This is a genomic window from uncultured Arthrobacter sp. (assembly GCF_902805515.1).
In the GTDB taxonomy this organism is placed as follows: Bacteria; Actinomycetota; Actinomycetes; order Actinomycetales; family Micrococcaceae; genus Arthrobacter_D.
The window spans coordinates 1-17,850 of the sequence record NZ_CADCTE010000083.1; the positions used below are offsets into that span (position 1 = coordinate 1).

Consider the following 17,850-nt stretch of genomic DNA (forward strand, 5'->3'; position numbering starts at 1 on the left):
CGCGATCAGCGGCGCCAGCGACCCGACGTCGAGCCAGCCAAGGTTCATCCCCTGGCCGCCGATGGGGCTGATCTCGTGGGCCGCGTCGCCCACAAGCACCGTGCGGCCGGAGATAAACCGATCCGCAAGCCGCGAGCGCACCTCAAAACCGCTCACCATTGAATTGCCGTCAGGATCCACCCGAACGCCGGTGCGTTCCTGAATGAGCTGCGCCACCAGGGCCGGCGTCGGTTCCAGGGGAGAGCCGAGCCGCACCACCCAGCGGCGCAGGCCCCCGGGGAGGGGAAAGGACTCAACGATCCCGCCCGACTCGAGGTAGAGCACCGCCGCGTCACCGTCGTCCGTCGTGTCGAGAAAGTCACCCATGACGTAACAGTCGGGGTAGGACCGCCCGGGTGCGCGGATGCCTGCAAAACCCCGCACTGCGCTGCGGGCGCCGTCGGCACCCATCACGAGCCGTGCCCGGACGACGGCGCCGGCTCCATCGGCCTCCGTCGCCACCTCCACGTGCGTGCCGGCATCGGACACCCCACAAACGGCGACGCCCCGGACCAGCGTGCCGGGAAAATCGGTCTCAAGGCGCGCCTCGAGCACTTCCTCGGTCACCGCCTGTGGCACGGCGAGCACATAGCGGTGTTCACCGGGCAGCGTGGCGGCGAAGGAGAGGGTCGCCACGTGCCTGCCGGCGCTTCGTGCTATCCCCTCGGTGATCCGGACCCCGCGGGCTCTCAGGGCCCCGGATACGGCACCCGATTCAAGTGCGGCGAGGGCGGGGGGATGAATGCCGATGGCGCGGGAGTGGGTGCTGCGCACTGTGCGCCGCTCGAGGACGACGACGTCGAGCCCGGCCTGACGCAGCAGGATCGCTGCGTACAGTCCCACGGGACCTCCTCCGGCCACGATCACATCATGCATCGGTACCATCATCCACCACTGCGGGGCCGGTAGATGAGCAGGTTCCGGAACGGGACGCCGCGCCGGACGCTCCAGCCCGGCCGGCTGCCAAGCACGGCATTCAGTTCCGCCGGCGCATAGCTGCGGCGGATCGAGGTCAGCCCGTCCCTGCGGATGTACGAACCGCGCAGGGGGAGGGTTCCCACCGAAAACGCTGCGTAGCCTGTCCTGGTCCGCGAGATGTCACTGTGGACGGCAAAGGCCTCCGTGAGGGTCTCGCAGTCATCGAGGAGACCGGCCAGCGCGGCGGGGTCCAGATGATGCAGGACATGGTTCGAGGTGACCACGGTGAACCTCCGGCCCTCGGCAACCAGCTCCGAACTCAGCGCCCTGCGGAAGGTGAGCCCGGGAACGGCGGGCTGCGCGGTGGCGTAGGCGTGGGCGCGTCCGTCCGGATCGATGGCGGTAATCGCGAGGTCGAGCCCGTCCTGATGGGCCCAGCGCGCCAACGCGCGCGGCACGTCGCCGCCGCCCGACCCGATGTCCAGGAGAGTGTTCTTCCGCCCGGATGCGAGCTGCGGGCGGACGAGCTGCGTATAGGTGCGCCTCCAGCCGGCCACCAGGGAGTTGACGAGGCCGAACTGGGAGTAGGTGGTCTCGAGCTTCCGCGGATCGCAGTCGGGCCGGTCCATCTCCTCGACGGCGTCGGCGTCGCGCCGGGCCAGGAATCCTCCGGGCCTCATCCGAATTTAGTCAGCAGGGCGGTCTCCACGGTCAGCCCGGGGCCGAACGCCATCGAGCAGACCCGTCCGTTGCCGCCGGAGGATGGCCGCTCGAGGATGTTCTTGAGGACAAACATCACCGTGGCGCTGCTCATATTGCCGAAGTCCCTGAGGGTTTCGCGCGCCGGCACCAGCTGGTCGGTTGTCAGTTCGAGCTTGGCCTCCACCTTGTCGAGGATGCTGCGGCCCCCGGGGTGAATGGCCCAGTGTTCGATGTCCGAGTAGGCCTTGCCCTCGAGGGAAATGTCGTGGGCCAGCAGGGGTTCGAGGGCTGAGACGATGTTTTCGTCGATGATGTGGGGCACATAGGTGCCAAGGACCATCTCGAAGCCTTCATCGCCGATGTTCCAGGCCATCGATTCCTCGCCCACCGGCGTGAGCACCGTTTCGAAGTGGTCAAGGCTCAGGGCGGGGCCGGTCAGCGGCAGCTCCCGCGCGGTGATGATGGCGGCCGCGGCGCCGTCGGCGAAAAGGGAGGAGCCGACGATGGTGTCGGGGTTGTTCGAGGAGCGCACATGCAGGGAGCACAGCTCGGCGCTGACCACCAGGACCACGGCCTTCGGATCGGCCTCGCAGAAGGCCTTGGCGGCGCGCAGGGCGGGAAATGCCGCGTAGCAGCCCATGAAGCCGAGGTGGTACCGCTGGACGGCGGGGCTGAGGTCAAGGGCCCGCACCACCTTGTAGTCGGGGCCGGGATTGAAGAACCCCGTACAGGAGACGGTGACGACGTGGGTGACATCGGCCGCCTCGATGCCCTCCGCGGCCTCGAGGGCCCTGCGGCCGGCCTCGATGAAAAGTTTGCTTCCCTCCTCCGCGTACACCGCATTGCGGGTCTTGGTGCTGGGGCTCAGGATCCGCATCTGCCGCGAATCGAAGAAGACCGGGTTCTCGGCGGTGCTGTCGAGCGTCAGTTCCTTGACGGCCGTGTACCGGGTGTCGATGCCGGAGGAGTCGAAGGCGGCTCCCACCAGGCGGGTCCCAAGTCGGGTCAGGTCCGGCTGCGCGGCGAACACGTCCCGCACCTGGGGCTGTACCATGACCGTCTCGGGCACGGCTGTTTCGAGGGACCTCAGCATCACTGTCATAGTCCATTGTTAGGGGACTCACACGCAGAACACAATGACAGTAGGCTTAGTATTCCTGCCTCAGCAGGGAACGAACCGACCGGTAAGGAGTGCAGCATGTCGAACCCGAACGCGCATCCCCTCGAGCAGGATGACCCCCGCGGACCCAAGGAGGAGGCATCGACCGACCTCCAGGACTATCCCGGCTCCACCGAGCAGATGGGCCCGCGGCCCGACCACGGCGAGGAGACCTACCGCGGCACCGGCCGGCTGGCCGGCCGCCGGGCCCTGATCACCGGCGGTGACTCGGGCATCGGGCGTGCCGTCGCCATCGCCTACGCGCGGGAAGGGGCCGACGTCGCCATCGGGTATCTGCCGGAGGAGGAAGAGGACGGCCGCAGCTGCATCGAACTCATCGAGGCCGAAGGCCGGAAAGCGCTCGCCCTGCCCGGCGACCTCCGGGACGAGGACTATGCCCGGACCGCTGTGGAGCGCGTCGTCGCGGAGTTCGGCGGCCTTGACCTGCTGGTGAACAACGCCGGGTTCCACATCGCCCAGCCCGGTGGGATCGCCGACATCTCGACCGAGCAGTTGAAGCGGACGTTCGAGACGAATGTCTACGGAACCGTCTGGATGATCCAGGCGGCGCTGCCGCACCTCGGCGCGGGTGCCTCGATCATCAACACCACCTCCATTCAGGGCTACCACCCGTCCACCTCCCTGATGGACTATGCGGCGACCAAGGCGGCGCTCAACAGCCTGACCTTCAGCCTGTCCGAACTGCTGGGCGGGCAGGGCATCCGGGTGAACGCCGTAGCCCCCGGGCCCGTCTGGACGCCGCTGCAGCCTGCGACAACCACCCCGGAGAAGCTTGAAAGCTTTGGTGAGGACACACCCCTGGGGCGGATGGGCCAGCCCGCGGAGCTGGCCGGGGCCTTCGTCTTCCTTGCCTCGAATGACGCCCGGTACGTCTCCGGGGAAGTGCTGGGCGTCACTGGAGGGAACCACCTCGCCTAGGGCGGGGAGGAGGGCGAGGCCATCGCCATGTGCCGAATGGGCTCGTCGTCCTGGCCCCGCAGCCCGCCTCGGGCGGCGCTCTATCGACGCCCCGGGCAGTTTCGACCGGCCGGCACCCAGCCGGCAGGGCCCGGGCTCCGAATACGTTTCAGAGCACGGCCGCTCCTGCGGGAGTGGCGGAGGCCCCGACCACGGAAGAGCGCTATGACGATGAGAAAGACCCCGAGAGAGCTCGCTGGAGCCGCGCTGCTCCTGACGGTGCTCCTTTCAGGCTGCGGTGTGACCGAGGAAAATCCACTCGACGTCAACGCCGCCCGGGAGGCGTCAACCGGTCCCGTCAAGGGTTCCCCGGCCGGCACGGTCAAGGGGGAGGATCCGCTGAATATCGGGGTTGACGGGGCGAAACTCTGCGGGGTCCAGCCGAAGGACAGCTTCCAGGAATACACGGTAATGCTTCACAACCCGACCCTTGAGGAGTTCACCTTCGGGGACATCGCCCTTGGTGCTCCCCAGGGGCTGCGGATGGTGTCGGCGGAAATCACGCCGGCCAACAAGGAGGGCCACAGCCACCACGGAGCGGAGGCCGATGCGGGCCACTCCGGACACGGGGCCTCGGCAGCGCCGTCGACCGAGCCGGCGGAGCCAAGCACCTTCCTGGTGGACCCCGTGCCCGCCAAGGGGTACCGCTTCACACCCGACTCCCACATCAATATCGTGGTGGCGGTGGCCCTTGAGGAGGGCGTGGATAACGGCACCGCCGAAGATATTCGGGTGCGGTTCGCCTCATCCGAACGCGATTACGACGTGGCGCACAACCTGGAAATCGAGATCGACCGCACGAGCTGCTCCTGACGCCCCGGCGGGCGGGAACGCGTAAGGGGTCCTACTGGGCGTCGACGTGGCGCCCGGGCAGCAGCTCGGTGATCAACTGCTGGACCCTGCCCTTGATCTCGTCGCGGATCCGGCGGACCGTCGCCTCATCCCGGCCCACCGGGTCCTCCACGGGCCAGTCCTCGTGCCTCAGATGCGGGAAGTCCGGCTCCTGATCGGCATACCCCAGGGTGATGACCACATCCGAGGCCATCACCATGTCGTGGGTGAGCAGCCGGGGCACCCGGGTGGAGATGTCCACCCCCACCTCGGCCATGGCCTCAACCGCGGAGTTCTCAACCTGATCCGCCGGGTGGGGGCCGCCCGAGTGGACCTCCACACGGCCCTGGGCAAAACGGGTGAGGAACGCAGCAGCCATCTGGGATCGCGCCGAGTTGAACTCGCAGACGAAGAGAACGGTGGGCTTGGTTCCGGTTGTCCCCGCCATGTGCTCCGCCTTTGCTCGGGCCGATCCGCTACACCGAAGTAAACCAGCAGATCGGCCGTTGGCATACCCGCCGGGCCCGCAGCGGCTCCGGCGCCCTTAAGCCAGCATGTCCTTGACCATCGGAACAACCTTCGTCCCGTACAGCTCAACATTACGCATCAGCGACTCGTGCGTCATCGGGCCGGAGCCGTACTTGAGCGTGAACCGGTCGACGTCCAGCGTCTTCGCCGTCTCTGCGATCTTGCGCGCCACCGTCTCGGGCGAACCGACGTACAGCGAACCCCCCTCGATCTCGGCGTCGAATTCGGCACGGCTCGCCGGGCCCCAGCCCCGCTCGGCCCCGATCCGGTTCCTCATGATCTCGAAGTTGGGCCACAGCTCCTCGCGGGCCTGCTCGTCCGTATCGGCGACGTGGCCGGGGGAGTGCATCCCGACCGGCAGGAGGGGCTTGCCCAGCTGCGTCAGGGCCCGGTGGTACAGGTCAACGTAGGGCTCGAACCGCGAGGGGTGGCCGCCGATGATCGCAATCATCAGAGGCATGCCGTACTGTGCGGCGCGCACGACCGACTGCGGGCTTCCCCCGACGCCGATCCATGCCTTCAGCTCACCGGAGGCCGTGGTGGGAAAGACGCGCTGCTGCGTCAGCTCGGGGCGGGTGCGGCCGCTCCAGGTGACGGGCCTTTCCTTGCGGACCTCAGTGAACAGATCCAACTTGTCCTCGAAGAGTTCCTCATACTTGGTGAGGTCGAATCCGAACAGCGGAAAGGACTCGGTGAAGGAGCCCCGGCCCAGGATCACTTCGGCGCGGCCGTTGGAGGCGGCGTCGAGCGTTGAGAAGCGCTGGTAGACCCGGATTGGGTCATCGGAGCTGAGGACCGTCACCGCAGAGCCCAACTGGATGCGTTCGGTGCGCCCGGCGATGGTCGCCAGCACCATCTCGGGGGAGGACACGGCGAAGTCGGCGCGGTGGTGCTCGCCGATGCCGAAGAAGTCGACGCCGACCTGATCTGCGAGGACCCCTTCCTCAATGACGTCTCGGATCACCTGGTGGTAGGGCACGGGGGTGCCGTCGGCGTCCGACGTGACATCTCCGAACGTATCCAGTCCAAGCTCTAGTTCCTTCGCCATGAGTGCTCCTGTAATAGGCCGACGCGGCCCGGGAGGCGCCGCAGGGGACATAACGCCGTCAGCGGCGCCACCATTCCCGAAAAGCAGCCCTGAGCGCGCCCTGGCCAAGGAGGGCGAAGGGGGCTCAGTCGTCGAGGCGGAAACCGACCTTCATCGTCACCTGCCAGTCGGCGATGGCGCCGTCGACAAGGTGCCCGCGGACCTCCTTCACCTCGAACCAGTCGAGGTTGTGAAGTGTCGATGCCGCGCGGGCGATCCCATTTCGCACTGCTGCATCCGAGCCGTCCGGCGAGCTGCCAACGATCTCCGTGATGCGGTAAGTGTGCCCGGCCATGAGTCCTCCTTGACGATGTGGGTGCGCGGCGGCGCCGCGGGATGGCCGCAACACTATTACGTGCCGGCACCGCAGTCCAGAGTCCACAAGGGACAGTATCAACCAAAAGAACCCCCTGCCTCGACAGAGGGCAGGGGGTTCTTGAGGTTGGGCGTACTGCCCGGGCGGTGGTGCTTAGGCGGGAAGCTGAAGCACGTTGCCGGTGAAGATGAGGTCGGCGTGGATGACCGTGTCGGAGTTGGCGGCGAACAGGGCCTGCCAGCCACCGGCGATGCCGAGCTTGTTGGCAATAGAGCTGAGGGTGTCGCCGGACTGGATGGTGTAGGTCTCTCCGCTGAGGGCGGGAGCCTGCACGGCGGGTGCCTGGGCAACAGGTGCCTGGGCAACAGGCGCCTGGGCAACGGGTGCCTGGGCGACAGGTGCCTGGGCGACGGGAGCCGGTGCGACGACGGGGGCCTGGGCGACAGGTGCCTGGGCGACGGGAGCCGGTGCGACGACGGGGGCCTGGGCCACGGGGGCCTGCTGGACCTGCAGCGGGGCAGGAGCAGGGACTCCACTGGGGCTGGCCGCGCTGTTCAGGCCGAGCTGGGAGGAGCAGGAGGGCCATGCGCCCCAGCCCTGTCCGTCGAGCACGCGCTCGGCGACGGCGATCTGCTGCTCGCGGCTGGCGTCGGCTGCGGAGCCGGATCCACCGTAGGCTGCCCAGGTGCTGGGCGAGAACTGCAGCCCGCCGGAGTAGCCGTTGCCGGTGTTGATGCCCCAGTCGCCGCCGCTCTCGCACTGTGCGAGGGCGTCCCAGTCGCTGGCGGGAGCGGCGGTGGCCGCACCGGCGGAAGCGCCGAGGCCAAGGCCGGCGAGGGCAACAGCGGCGAGGCCGCGACGCGCGTTAAGGCTAAGTGTGGAATTCTTCATGAGGATCGATGCTCCCAAAGGCCACCAGTACTCGTTCCGTCCCCGGACGTCTCAGTACCGCTGCTCACCTTGACGATATAGAGGTCATGGTTAGGTAACCGCCGGACGAGCAGCATGTGGTGATGGCGGCACCGGGCATATGCAGCTGCTCAAAGATCGGCAGCGAGTCTCATTCCCCAGGGCGGGGAACCTCCACCACGGTAGGCCATAAATTGATCGTTGCCAAACTGAGATGCAACGGTGATTGACATTTGTAGGACTGTGCAAACTAACGCTGGCGTTCAGTCGAATTGTCTGTCACACTACCGCCCGGTAACTCGACGCAGGGGAGGAAAAACGTGAAATTGTCCGGCAATTGGAGGGCGCAATGGAGCGTCGAACCCGCTTGAGGCGGCGAAAAGTGCGTCCGTGGTGAGGTTCGTCACTCCAGCCTGCGGAGGGCGCCGAGCGATGCTGTAGAACGGAGTCATGGAATCGCCACCCCAGGCACTCACCTGCCACGTCCCGCTTCGATGGGGCGACATGGACGCCTACGGCCATATCAACAACGTTCAGGTGCTTCGAATCCTCGAGGAGGCCCGGATTGCAGCCTTCGGGCCGCCCGCGGGTACGGGGCTGCCGGGCACGGCACCGCAGGTGGAGTTGTTCTCCTCGCTCGAGCCCGGCGTCCAGGCCCTCGTCGTCGAGCACCGCGTTCGATACACCGCTCCGCTCGACTACCGGAACATTCCTGCCGTCATCGATGTCTGGGTCAGTGGACTCACCCCTGCCAGCCTCACCCTCTCCTACCTGATCCGCGATCCGGAGAGCCGAACCGTGTGCGCCAAGGCCGAGACGGTCCTCGCGTTCCTGCGCGTCGATAAGGGGCAATTGGTGCGCCTTGATGCAGAGCACCGGCGCCTGCTTGAGCCCCACCGCGCCGGCCCGGTCTTCGCCTGAAGCCGAAGCCGGCGGGTGGGCACACGCCCTGCCGCCTGGTGCACGAAATTCCTTGACGCTCCATCGGCGGCAGAAGCATGATGATTTCGCCCGAAGCGAACAGCCTGCCCGGAAGGGTGGGCGGTGCCTCGCGGCTGGCAGTTCGATCCATCGAACCATCAGTTATCGAGTCGGCGTGTTTCCCTTCCACCCGTAAAGGACAGCAGAATGAAACGCTTCTTCAGAAGATCGGCCCTCCTGCTCGCGACCACCCTTTCGCTCGCCATCGCCGGAGCCCTTCCGGCACCCGCAATCACCGGCGGTGAACCCGACGGCAATGATCATCCCAATGTTGGCCTGATTGTCTACTACGGAGCGGACGGCGGGCGGTACCGCTGCTCTGCCACCCTCATCTCGCCGACCGTTCTGCTGACGGCAGCCCACTGCACGGAGGGAACCGCGGGCGTCACGCTCGTCACCTTCGACTCGGTCATCGCCGAAGCGCCGCCCTCGCCGCTGCCTGCCGCAGCCGTCCCTAGCGCCGGCTACACCCCCGAAGAGCTTGAGGCTGCCGGTTACCTCTGGGGGGTTGCGGAAACGCATCCCGGGTACTCGAATTTCACCGATCTCGCCAATTGGAATGACGTGGGGGTCATCGTGCTCGACGAACCGGTGACAGGCATCGCGCCCGCGACGCTCGCTCCGGTCAACTACCTTGACCGGTACCAGCAGCCCCGCCTCAACTCGACGATCTTCGAACTCGTCGGGTACGGCACCGAGGTACGGAAGCCCGAGAGCGGACCACAGAAGCCACAGCCAATGAGCTATCCGCTGATTCGCCGCGCTACGACCTCACCCGGCCAGAAGCTCACGCCGCAGATCCTCCAGCTTCAGGGCAACCCCAACGACAACCGGGGTGGTGGGGGCACCTGCTTCGGGGATTCCGGCGGCCCCGTCTTCCTCAACGGCTACCTGATTGCCGTGACCAGCTACGGCTACACGGCAAACTGCCGCTACCTCGGCGGCTACCAGCGCGTCGACATCCCCGTAGCGCAGGACTGGCTGGATTCCTACCTGTAGGAAGCGGGCCGGAAAACAATACGGCCCCTCCCGCCGGCCGAAAGCCGGTGGGAGGGGCCGTTGCCGTGCCCGAAGTGCAGCGGTCCACCCCAGGGTTGGTGGTGGCAGCCGTTCCGGCCGGCGGAGCGCCGGCCGGAACGGGGAATGCCAGGGCCATCGCGTCAGCGAAAGCCCGGTACCGCGGATCAGGCCGCGATATACCCGTTGGGGTTGAGCACGTACTTCGTTGCGGCGCCGGCGTCGAACTCCTCGTAGCCCCGAGGAGCTTCATCGAGCCCGATCGGCTTGGCGTTGACCGCCTTGGCGATCTGCACCTTGTCATGCAGGATCGCCATCATAAGCCGCCGGTTGTACTTCATGACCGGGCACTGCCCGGTGGTGAAGGACAGCGACTTGGCCCACCCGGTGCCGAGGCTGAGCGAGAGCGAGCCGACCTTGGCCGCCTCGTCGATGCCGCCCGGGTCACCCGTGACATAGAGCCCCGGAATGCCGAGTGCGCCGCCGGCGGCGGTGATCTGCATCAGCGAGTTCAGCACCGTCGCCGGCGCCTCACCGGCGTCCTTCGAGCCGTGGGCGCGTGCCTCGAAGCCCACGGCGTCGACGCCGCAGTCGACCTCGGGCACGCCGAGCAGCTGCTCGATCTGATCCCGGGGATCGCCCTTGGACACATCGACGGTCTCCACGCCGAAACTGCGGGCCTGCGCCAGCCGGTCCTCATTGAGGTCGCCGACGATCACGACGGCGGCACCGAGCAACTGCGCGCTCGCCGCCGCGGCGAGCCCCGCCGGCCCGGCCCCCGCGATGTAGACGGTCGATCCTACGGTCACCCCCGCCGTGGTCGCGCCGTGGAAGCCTGTGGGGAAGATGTCCGACAGCATGGTGAGGTCGAGAATCTTCTCCAGGGCCTGGTCGCGGTCCGGGAACTTCAGCAGGTTCCAGTCCGCGTACGGCACCAGCACGTACTCGGCCTGGCCGCCGACCCAGCCGCCCATGTCGACATACCCGTAGGCGCTGCCGGGGCGGTCCGGGTTGACGTTCAAACAGATGCCGGTCTTGCCTTCCTTGCAGTTCCGACACCGCCCACAGGCGATATTGAACGGCACCGAGACAATGTCGCCCTGCTTGATGAATTCGACGTCCCGGCCAACCTCGACCACCTCACCGGTGATCTCGTGTCCGAGGACCAGGTCGACCGGCGCGGTGGTGCGGCCCCGGACCATGTGCTGGTCCGACCCGCAGATATTCGTCGCCACCGTCTTCAGGATGACGCCGTGGTGGACCGCCCTGCCGACATTGGCAGGGTTGACCCCCGGCCCGTCCTTCAACTCAAAGGTGGGGTATTCGGTATCGATCACTTCGACCTTGCCGGGCCCTTTGTAAGCGACAGCCCTGTTCGTGGTCATGGTTTTCCCTTTCCCTTGACAGTTGACCCGATCGCCAATGACCGGGCCATTCCACTGGAACCTGTCTCTCGGCCTGTCCAATCCGTCGTCGGCCGGGGGGCTGGCCCGGCATCAAACTAGCGGGGTCAAGGTTGCATCAGCGTTGCAGACAAGGGCACAGTAAGGTCCATGACTTCGACCGCTATGATCACCGGCGCGACCGCCGGCCTGGGCGCCGAATTCGCCCGTTCACTGGCCGCCCGCGGCTCCAATCTGGTGCTCGTTGCCCGCGACGCCGAACGCCTCGAAGAGGTTGCCCGCCGCCTGCGGCGGGCGCATGGCGGAACAGTGGAGGTACTGCCGGCCGACCTGCTCGAGGACGGCGGGCTGGACCGGGTGACGGCGAGGCTTGCAGGGGACGCGGTGCCCATCACCACCCTCATCAACAATGCGGGATACGGTCTGCGGCAGGCGTTCGCTGAGAACTCCTTCGAGGACGAGCGGCGTCATCTCCGGATCCACACCGAGGTTCCGTTGGCCCTCACCCATGCGGTGCTGGGCGGTATGCGGCAGCGGGGAAGCGGGCACATCATCAACGTGGCGAGCGTCGCCGGCTTCGTTCCGCGGGGCACCTACGGTGCGGCGAAGGCCGCAATGATCAGCTTCAGCCGGTGGGCCAATCTTGCCTACGGCAAGGAGGGCATCACCGTGACGGCTTTGTGCCCCGGCTTCGTCCATACCGAGTTCCACGACCGGATGGGCCTCGACAAGTCAACCATTCCGGCCTGGATGTGGCTCAACGCGGAGCAGGTCGTCGCCGAGGGACTCCGCGATGCCGCGGCTGGCAAGGCTGTGTCGATACCCAGCGTGAAGTACAAGGCGCTCGCCGGCATCGCCCGCGCCCTGCCATCACGCCTGGTGGCGGGTCTCGCCAGCCGGGGCCGCTGAGAACGGTGCCGGCCTCACCGCCAGGGGCGCTGGGGGCAGCCCGCCTGCGCCCCGCTGCGCCCTGCGGGGCGGGCTCAGCCTTCGCTGTCCCAGGTGTCGACGTCGGCTGTGGCCGCGTCTTCCGGCTGCCGGTCCGGCGTGGGGTCCCCGGATCCGGGACCGCCGGTGAAGCTCGCGGGCACCATGCCGCCGGCGGAGTTCCCCTGCTGCTCCCGGATGTTGGCTCCGGGGCCGCCGGGGGTGCCGGTGCCGGCCTCCGGCTCAAGGACGTTCTTCCGCCGATCGCTGGCCGGCTCCCGGGTGCCGTTGGAATCCGTCATGGGTGTTCCTCCTCCGATTGATGCCCCGGCCGCTGCTGGGCCGCTGTCCTCCGGCCAGCCTACGCCGGCTCCGGCGGACTGGGTTCGGCCGGGCCGGAAGGAGCGGGGGCTCCGAGGAATGACCTCAGCTGTTCCTCAAGGGACGACGGGGATTCCTTGAGCCGGCACTCCCAGGCAACGAAGACCTCCCAGCCCTGGGCGCGCAGCGCCTCCTGTTGGCGTTGATCCCGCAGGCGGGTGCGCTCCCGCTTGTCGGCCCAGAACTCGGAATTGGTTGACGGGGCGCGCTGGCCGGCACGGCAGGAATGGGAATGCCAGAAACAGCCATTGACAAAAATCACTTTGCGGCGGCCGGCGAAGACCAGATCCGGGCGGCCGGGAAGTGTTCCTCCGGCGGTGACTCCATGGAGGCGGTAGCGGTACCCGGCACGGTGCAGCAGGCGGCGGACCACAAGTTCGGGCTGGGTGTTCTTACCCCGGATTCGGGACATATTGCGGCTGCGCTGTTCGCGGCTGACGGTGTCGGCCATCCTCCGATCGTAGGGTGCCGCCACTCGATGAGCCAAGAAGCCCTAAGTGTGCTTATGATTGATCACCGCTAGGTGGAAAATTAAGCCCCTTACAAGGAGGTAAGACAATGGCTGGTTACTTCAAACTGGTCGACGCTCACGACGGTGGATTCCGGGTAAAACTCACGGCCCCCGACGGCTCGCTCGTCGCTGTTTCAACCTTCTTCGCCACCAAGCAGGAGGCAATCGCCGGAATCGAGCTGATCCGTGAGATCGCAGGCACCGGGCCCATCGTGGATCACAGCCGGGACGAGGAGCTCGTCCAGGAGGACTTCCTGCGAAGTGCAACCGCCGAACTGGCCGCCGACGCCGGCGAAATCCGCCAGGCCTGACCTCTTCACGCCTCCCGGGTGACCTCCCGACATCCCCACCGCGAGTTCTCCGGCCGGGTACAGCGAGAGCCTTCCGGTTCCCCTTTTATGGCCTCCCGCCGAGAAATGTCCGCACAGGAACGTCCGCCGTGCTGCGCCCGGCTCTGACCCCCGCCGCAGCGGCCGGATCCGGCCGATGATTCTCGACGGCGCGCAGGTGTGTACGAATGTATACATTCGTGTGGTTGGAAAGATAGACTGGACCGCATACTAACTTTTCACGCAATGCAATAAGGAGCGATGGTCATGACTGCCGCGGATTCATTTGGTTCAAAGGGCGTCCTCGATGTCGCCGGTACCTCGTATGAGATTTTCCGGTTGAACGCGGTGGAGGGGGCCGAGAGGCTGCCGTTCAGCCTGAAGGTGTTGTTGGAGAATCTGCTGCGCACCGAGGACGGGGCGAACATCACCGCCGATCATGTGCGGGCCCTGGCCGGGTGGAACCCGGAGGCGGAGCCGGATACGGAGATCCAGTTCACCCCGGCAAGGGTGATCATGCAGGACTTCACCGGGGTTCCGTGCGTGGTGGACCTGGCGACGATGCGCGAGGCGGTGGCCGAGCTCGGCGGGGATCCGAAGAGGGTGAACCCGTTGGCGCCGGCGGAGATGGTGATCGATCATTCGGTGCAGATCGATGTGTTCGGCAACGCCGGGGCGCTGGAGCGGAACATGGAGATCGAGTACCAGCGCAATGGGGAGCGGTATCAGTTCCTGCGCTGGGGCCAGACCGCGTTCGATGATTTCAAGGTGGTGCCCCCGGGGATGGGCATTGTGCACCAGGTGAACCTTGAGTACCTGGCGCGCACCGTGATGACCCGCGAGGTGACCGGGGACGGCGGGGGGACGGTTTTGCGGGCGTATCCGGATACCTGTGTGGGCACCGATTCGCACACCACCATGGTCAACGGGCTCGGGGTCCTGGGCTGGGGGGTCGGCGGGATCGAGGCCGAGGCGGCGATGCTGGGCCAGCCGGTGTCGATGCTGATCCCGCGGGTGGTCGGGTTCCGGCTCTCCGGGTCGATTCCGGCCGGGGCCACGGCCACCGATGTGGTGCTGACCATCACCGAGATGCTGCGCCGGCACGGGGTGGTGGGCAAGTTCGTGGAGTTCTACGGCGAGGGCGTGGCCGAGGTGCCGCTGGCGAACCGGGCCACGATCGGGAACATGTCCCCGGAGTTCGGCTCGACCGCGGCGATGTTCCCCATCGATGAGGTGACCCTTGAGTACCTGCGCCTGACCGGGCGCCCGGCGGAGAACGTGGCCCTGGTGGAGGCCTACGCCAAGGAACAGGGCCTGTGGCACGACCCGTCCACCGAGATTCGGTTCTCGGAATACCTGGAGCTGGACCTGTCCACCGTGGTGCCCTCCATCGCCGGACCCAAGCGCCCCCAGGACCGGGTCGCCCTGACCGAATCCAAGACCCAGTTCCGTGAAGACCTGGCCCACTACTCGGACGACCCGCACCTCGCCGAATCCCCTGCGGGAACGGTCGATGAAGCCTCCGAGCTCAGCTTCCCGGCCTCCGACGCCCCCAGCTACAGCGCGGACGGCCACACGCATGTCGACGAGAACGCCAAGCCGCGGGAAACCGTCCCGGCCTCCGCCAGCCAGGAGACGCGGCCTTCGAAGAAGGTCAGCGTCAGCATGAAGGACGGTCGGGAGTTCGAACTCGACCACGGTGCCGTCAGCATTGCGTCGATCACCTCCTGCACCAATACCTCCAACCCCTCGGTGATGCTCGCCGCCGCCGTGTTGGCACGCAATGCCGTGGAGAAGGGACTGAACTCCAAGCCGTGGGTGAAGACCTCCGTCGCCCCGGGCTCGAAGGTCGTCACCGACTACTACGAGAAGTCAGGCCTCATTCCCTACCTCGAGAAGCTCGGCTTCTTCATCGTCGGGTACGGCTGCGCCACCTGCATCGGCAACTCCGGGCCCCTTGAGGACGAGATCTCCAAGGCCATCCAGGACAACGACCTCGCCGTGACGGCAGTGCTTTCGGGCAACCGGAACTTCGAGGGCCGGATCAACCCGGACGTGAAGATGAACTACCTGGCCTCCCCGCCGCTGGTGGTCGCCTACGCCCTGGCCGGCACCATGGACTTCGACTTCGACAACCAGCCCCTGGGCCAGGACAGCGACGGCAACGACGTCTTCCTCAAGGACATCTGGCCCAACCCCGTCGAGGTACAGTCCGTCATCGACTCCTCGATCAACGAGGAGATGTTCACCTCGAGCTATGGGTCCATCTTCGAGGGCGACGAGCGCTGGCAGTCCCTGCCGACGCCCGCCGGCGCCACCTTCGCCTGGGATCCCGAGTCCACCTACGTGCGGAAGCCGCCATACTTCGAGGGCATGACCCTCGAGGCCGAGCCGGTCTCCGACATCGACGGAGCCCGCGTCCTGCTCAAGCTCGGCGATTCGGTCACCACCGACCACATCAGCCCGGCGGGCTCCTTCAAGTCCGACACCCCGGCCGGACGCTACCTGCTCGAGCACGGCGTGCAGCGCAAGGACTTCAACTCCTACGGCTCCCGCCGCGGCAACCACGAGGTGATGATCCGCGGCACCTTCGCAAACATCCGCATCAAGAACCAGTTGCTGGACGGCGTCGAGGGCGGCTTCACCCGCGACTTCAGCCAGCCCGATGCGCCGCAGGCAGCCGTCTACGACGCTGCGGAGAACTATAAGGCGGCGGGGATTCCCCTGGTCGTCCTGGCCGGCAAGGAGTACGGCTCCGGCTCCTCCCGTGACTGGGCGGCCAAGGGCACCGCGCTGCTGGGCGTGAAGGCGGTCATCGCCGAGAGCTACGAGCGGATCCACCGCTCCAACCTCATCGGCATGGGCGTGCTTCCCCTTCAGTACCCGCAGGGCGAGAACGCCGAGAGCCTTGGGCTGACCGGCACCGAGACGTTCTCGGTGAGCGGTGTGACGGAGCTGAACGAGGGCCGCACGCCGCGCACCGTCACGGTGACGGCGACACCCGCCGACGGCGGCACGCCGGTTTCCTTCGACGCCGTCCTGCGCATCGACACCCCGGGCGAGGCCGACTACTACCGCAACGGAGGCATCCTGCAGTACGTCCTCCGGCAGCTGGTGGGCTGACCCGGCCCCGTGACGGAGTCCACGGACGTGTCAGCGAAAGTTGACGGCGAGGCGATCTTCCGGGTCCTCCGGGGGGAGATCCTCGCCGGGGTCCACCCGCCGGGCACCGCCCTGCGCGAAGTGGTCATCTCCGAGCGGTTCGGCGTCTCCCGCACTCCGGTGCGGGAGGCGCTCAGCCGGCTCCAGCACGAGCGGCTCCTCGAGCGTGCGGCGCGTGGCCTTCAGGTGCCCCAGATCGACCCGCAGGAGGTCATCCAGATCTACGACCTCCGGGTGATGCTCGAGGAGGAGGCTGCGGGCCAGGCCGCCTCCGAACGCCGGTCGGCCGACGTGATCCGCCTTGAGGCGCTCGTGGAGCGGGATAAGGCCCTGTCCGACCCGGACGACCAGACCCGGATCAATCTCAACCAGGAGTTCCACGTGGCGCTGTGGGCGGCCTCCCACAACCCCGTGCTCACCGACCTGCTGGCGAGGCTTTCGACGCACCTGATCCACACCCCGCGCTCCACCCTCTCCGTCGGTAACCGCTGGCAGGAGTCGCTGGACGAGCACGAGGCACTGGTGTGCGCCGTGGCCGACCGCCGGGCCGAGGACGCCCGGCGGATCGCCCGCACCCACATGGAGACGGCCCGCGCCCTGCGGCTTGCGCTCCTGCGGACCTCGGCGGCCGGCTAGTGGCTCCGGCCCGGTTGCTGCTCGACGTCGACACCGGCATCGACGACGCGGTGGCGCTGCTCTACCTGTGTGCCGTGCCCGGGGTCCGCCTCGAAGGCATCACCTGCACCGCCGGAAACGTGGGGGCGGCGCAGGTTGCGGCGAACAACCTCGCCCTCCTCGAGCTCGCCGGGCGGAGCGGGGTCGAGGTGGCCATCGGCAGCGAGGTGCCCCTCGTGGTGCCGCTGGTGACCACCGAGGAAACCCACGGGGACCAGGGGGTGGGCTACGCCGTGCTTCCGGCCGCCCGGCAGCAGGTTTCCGACCGCTCCGCGGTGGAGGTGTGGGTGGAGGCTGCCCGGGCGAACCCCGGGGAGATCACGGGGCTGATCACCGGGCCGCTGACGAACTTCGCCCTCGCGCTGCGCGCCGAGCCGCGGCTGCCGATGCTCCTGAAGGGCCTGGTGATCATGGGCGGGGCGTTCAACTACCCCGGCAATACGACGCCGGTCGCCGAATGGAATATCCACGTCGATCCACATGCGGCCAAGGAAGTCTTCGCGGCCTACCGCGGCCTGCCGGCTGACCGGCTGCCGGTGGTGTGCGCCCTCGAGTCAACCGAGCGGATCGAATGCCGTCCGGAGCACCTCGACCGGTTGTCGCGCTCCGCCGGCGCCGGCGGAGAGCTGCTGAGCCCCGACGACCCCGAAGGGCTGCGCAGCACCAATCCCAACCGGATCATCGCCTGCGTCTCGGATGCGCTGCGCTTCTACATGGAGTTCCACCGCCGGTACGACCAGGGCTACCTCGCCCACCTCCACGACCTCTTCGCCGCAATGGTTGCCACGGGGGAGGCGACCGCCACCACCCGGCCCGCAACGGTCGACGTCGAAACGGACTCGCCCCTGACGTTCGGGCAGACCGTCGGTGACTTCGCCGGGTTCTGGAAGCAGCCGCCCAACGCCCGGGTGGTGACCGGCAACGAGCCGGACAAGGTCTTCGGGACGCTCATCGACCGCCTCGCCGGGCTGGCCGCAGAGCGGGGCTGACCCGCCCC

At 67.3% G+C, this 17,850-nt stretch carries 19 protein-coding genes; 9 read left to right on the forward strand and 10 right to left on the reverse strand.

The window, feature by feature from the left end:
- The 3 genes from QZX79_RS07105 to QZX79_RS07115 form a co-directional block, all read right to left on the reverse strand.
- A partial coding sequence (locus tag QZX79_RS07105; RefSeq protein ID WP_366484776.1) for an NAD(P)/FAD-dependent oxidoreductase occupies positions 1-927 on the reverse strand: 927 nt, incomplete at its 3' end.
- The gene (locus QZX79_RS07110; RefSeq protein WP_294566675.1) at positions 924-1,637 is read right to left on the reverse strand and encodes a class I SAM-dependent methyltransferase; all 714 of its coding nucleotides are present in this window, start codon (positions 1,635-1,637) and stop codon (positions 924-926) included. The genes QZX79_RS07110 and QZX79_RS07105, both read right to left, overlap by 4 nt.
- Positions 1,634-2,761, reverse strand: coding sequence for a type III polyketide synthase (locus QZX79_RS07115; RefSeq protein WP_294566678.1), 1,128 nt, complete (start codon positions 2,759-2,761; stop codon positions 1,634-1,636). Before QZX79_RS07115 ends, QZX79_RS07110 begins: the two co-directional genes overlap by 4 nt.
- 96 nt (positions 2,762-2,857) lie before the next feature.
- Between QZX79_RS07115 and QZX79_RS07120 the strand changes: the two genes are divergently transcribed.
- Together QZX79_RS07120 and QZX79_RS07125 are read left to right on the forward strand one after the other, a co-directional pair.
- Positions 2,858-3,757 carry an SDR family oxidoreductase gene (locus QZX79_RS07120; protein ID WP_294566683.1) on the forward strand — a complete coding sequence of 300 codons (900 nt, stop codon included), beginning with the start codon at positions 2,858-2,860 and terminating at the stop codon, positions 3,755-3,757.
- A gap of 204 nt (positions 3,758-3,961) precedes the next feature.
- A complete protein-coding gene (locus QZX79_RS07125; protein WP_294566685.1) occupies positions 3,962-4,609 on the forward strand; it encodes a hypothetical protein in 648 nt (215 codons plus the stop codon).
- Positions 4,610-4,640: 31 nt separating this feature from the next.
- Here QZX79_RS07125 and QZX79_RS07130 read toward each other — a convergent pair whose 3' ends face one another.
- The 4 genes from QZX79_RS07130 to QZX79_RS07145 all read right to left on the reverse strand — a co-directional run bounded on the left by QZX79_RS07130 (position 4,641) and on the right by QZX79_RS07145 (position 7,449).
- Positions 4,641-5,075, reverse strand: coding sequence for a low molecular weight phosphatase family protein (locus tag QZX79_RS07130; RefSeq protein WP_294566689.1), 435 nt, complete (start codon positions 5,073-5,075; stop codon positions 4,641-4,643).
- Between the two features lie 96 nt (positions 5,076-5,171).
- Entirely contained in the window at positions 5,172-6,203 is a 1,032-nt protein-coding gene (locus QZX79_RS07135) for an LLM class flavin-dependent oxidoreductase (protein WP_294566691.1), read from the reverse strand.
- Positions 6,204-6,327: 124 nt separating this feature from the next.
- On the reverse strand, positions 6,328-6,537 hold the full coding sequence (locus tag QZX79_RS07140) for a dodecin (protein ID WP_120169992.1): 210 nt from the start codon (positions 6,535-6,537) through the stop codon (positions 6,328-6,330).
- A 174-nt stretch (positions 6,538-6,711) separates the two neighbouring features.
- On the reverse strand, positions 6,712-7,449 hold the full coding sequence (locus QZX79_RS07145) for a transglycosylase family protein (protein ID WP_294566699.1): 738 nt from the start codon (positions 7,447-7,449) through the stop codon (positions 6,712-6,714).
- Positions 7,450-7,917: 468 nt separating this feature from the next.
- Here QZX79_RS07145 and QZX79_RS07150 point away from each other — a divergent pair, with 468 nt between their 5' ends.
- Positions 7,918-8,388 (forward strand): thioesterase family protein, encoded by a 471-nt coding sequence (locus tag QZX79_RS07150; RefSeq protein ID WP_198813790.1) that lies wholly within the window; start codon positions 7,918-7,920, stop codon positions 8,386-8,388.
- Between the two features lie 207 nt (positions 8,389-8,595).
- Entirely contained in the window at positions 8,596-9,447 is an 852-nt protein-coding gene (locus QZX79_RS07155; RefSeq protein WP_294566713.1) for a trypsin-like serine protease, read from the forward strand.
- Between the two features lie 185 nt (positions 9,448-9,632).
- Here the strand turns inward: QZX79_RS07155 and fdhA are convergent, their stop codons facing one another.
- A complete protein-coding gene (fdhA, locus tag QZX79_RS07160) occupies positions 9,633-10,850 on the reverse strand; it encodes a formaldehyde dehydrogenase, glutathione-independent (RefSeq protein ID WP_294566716.1) in 1,218 nt (405 codons plus the stop codon).
- A 168-nt stretch (positions 10,851-11,018) separates the two neighbouring features.
- Between fdhA and QZX79_RS07165 the strand changes: the two genes are divergently transcribed.
- Positions 11,019-11,777, forward strand: a complete 759-nt coding sequence (locus QZX79_RS07165) for an SDR family oxidoreductase (RefSeq protein ID WP_294566717.1) — start codon at positions 11,019-11,021, stop codon at positions 11,775-11,777.
- 74 nt (positions 11,778-11,851) lie between these two features.
- Here QZX79_RS07165 and QZX79_RS07170 read toward each other — a convergent pair whose 3' ends face one another.
- Together QZX79_RS07170 and QZX79_RS07175 are read right to left on the reverse strand one after the other, a co-directional pair.
- Positions 11,852-12,097, reverse strand: a complete 246-nt coding sequence (locus tag QZX79_RS07170; protein ID WP_294566720.1) for a hypothetical protein — start codon at positions 12,095-12,097, stop codon at positions 11,852-11,854.
- Positions 12,098-12,156: 59 nt separating this feature from the next.
- Positions 12,157-12,627 carry a very short patch repair endonuclease gene (locus QZX79_RS07175; protein ID WP_294566790.1) on the reverse strand — a complete coding sequence of 157 codons (471 nt, stop codon included), beginning with the start codon at positions 12,625-12,627 and terminating at the stop codon, positions 12,157-12,159.
- A gap of 107 nt (positions 12,628-12,734) precedes the next feature.
- On the opposite strand from QZX79_RS07175, the gene QZX79_RS07180 reads away from it, so the two are divergent.
- From QZX79_RS07180 to QZX79_RS07195, 4 genes are all read left to right on the forward strand, one after another.
- On the forward strand, positions 12,735-12,998 hold the full coding sequence (locus QZX79_RS07180; RefSeq protein WP_294566722.1) for a DUF1508 domain-containing protein: 264 nt from the start codon (positions 12,735-12,737) through the stop codon (positions 12,996-12,998).
- A 285-nt stretch (positions 12,999-13,283) separates the two neighbouring features.
- Positions 13,284-16,139 (forward strand): aconitate hydratase, encoded by a 2,856-nt coding sequence (locus QZX79_RS07185; RefSeq protein ID WP_294566726.1) that lies wholly within the window; start codon positions 13,284-13,286, stop codon positions 16,137-16,139.
- 27 nt (positions 16,140-16,166) lie between these two features.
- Positions 16,167-16,814: a GntR family transcriptional regulator gene (locus QZX79_RS07190; protein WP_165968687.1), complete on the forward strand. Its 648-nt coding sequence runs from the start codon at positions 16,167-16,169 to the stop codon at positions 16,812-16,814.
- On the forward strand, positions 16,814-17,842 hold the full coding sequence (locus QZX79_RS07195) for a nucleoside hydrolase (protein ID WP_294566731.1): 1,029 nt from the start codon (positions 16,814-16,816) through the stop codon (positions 17,840-17,842). The genes QZX79_RS07190 and QZX79_RS07195 overlap by 1 nt, the downstream gene beginning before the upstream one ends.
- Positions 17,843-17,850: the final 8 nt, after the last annotated feature.

What these genes read in the sequence shown, in the direction of transcription:
- QZX79_RS07110 (WP_294566675.1), bottom strand. Translation starts at nt 1,637, where the DNA reads ATGAGGCCCGGAGGATTCCTGGCCCGGCGCGACGCCGACGCCGTCGAG.
- QZX79_RS07115 (WP_294566678.1), bottom strand. Translation starts at nt 2,761, where the DNA reads ATGACAGTGATGCTGAGGTCCCTCGAAACAGCCGTGCCCGAGACGGTC.
- QZX79_RS07120 (WP_294566683.1), top strand. Translation starts at nt 2,858, where the DNA reads ATGTCGAACCCGAACGCGCATCCCCTCGAGCAGGATGACCCCCGCGGA.
- QZX79_RS07125 (WP_294566685.1), top strand. Translation starts at nt 3,962, where the DNA reads ATGACGATGAGAAAGACCCCGAGAGAGCTCGCTGGAGCCGCGCTGCTC.
- QZX79_RS07130 (WP_294566689.1), bottom strand. Translation starts at nt 5,075, where the DNA reads ATGGCGGGGACAACCGGAACCAAGCCCACCGTTCTCTTCGTCTGCGAG.
- QZX79_RS07135 (WP_294566691.1), bottom strand. Translation starts at nt 6,203, where the DNA reads ATGGCGAAGGAACTAGAGCTTGGACTGGATACGTTCGGAGATGTCACG.
- QZX79_RS07140 (WP_120169992.1), bottom strand. Translation starts at nt 6,537, where the DNA reads ATGGCCGGGCACACTTACCGCATCACGGAGATCGTTGGCAGCTCGCCG.
- QZX79_RS07145 (WP_294566699.1), bottom strand. Translation starts at nt 7,449, where the DNA reads ATGAAGAATTCCACACTTAGCCTTAACGCGCGTCGCGGCCTCGCCGCT.
- QZX79_RS07150 (WP_198813790.1), top strand. Translation starts at nt 7,918, where the DNA reads ATGGAATCGCCACCCCAGGCACTCACCTGCCACGTCCCGCTTCGATGG.
- QZX79_RS07155 (WP_294566713.1), top strand. Translation starts at nt 8,596, where the DNA reads ATGAAACGCTTCTTCAGAAGATCGGCCCTCCTGCTCGCGACCACCCTT.
- fdhA (WP_294566716.1), bottom strand. Translation starts at nt 10,850, where the DNA reads ATGACCACGAACAGGGCTGTCGCTTACAAAGGGCCCGGCAAGGTCGAA.
- QZX79_RS07165 (WP_294566717.1), top strand. Translation starts at nt 11,019, where the DNA reads ATGACTTCGACCGCTATGATCACCGGCGCGACCGCCGGCCTGGGCGCC.
- QZX79_RS07170 (WP_294566720.1), bottom strand. Translation starts at nt 12,097, where the DNA reads ATGACGGATTCCAACGGCACCCGGGAGCCGGCCAGCGATCGGCGGAAG.
- QZX79_RS07175 (WP_294566790.1), bottom strand. Translation starts at nt 12,627, where the DNA reads ATGGCCGACACCGTCAGCCGCGAACAGCGCAGCCGCAATATGTCCCGA.
- QZX79_RS07180 (WP_294566722.1), top strand. Translation starts at nt 12,735, where the DNA reads ATGGCTGGTTACTTCAAACTGGTCGACGCTCACGACGGTGGATTCCGG.
- QZX79_RS07185 (WP_294566726.1), top strand. Translation starts at nt 13,284, where the DNA reads ATGACTGCCGCGGATTCATTTGGTTCAAAGGGCGTCCTCGATGTCGCC.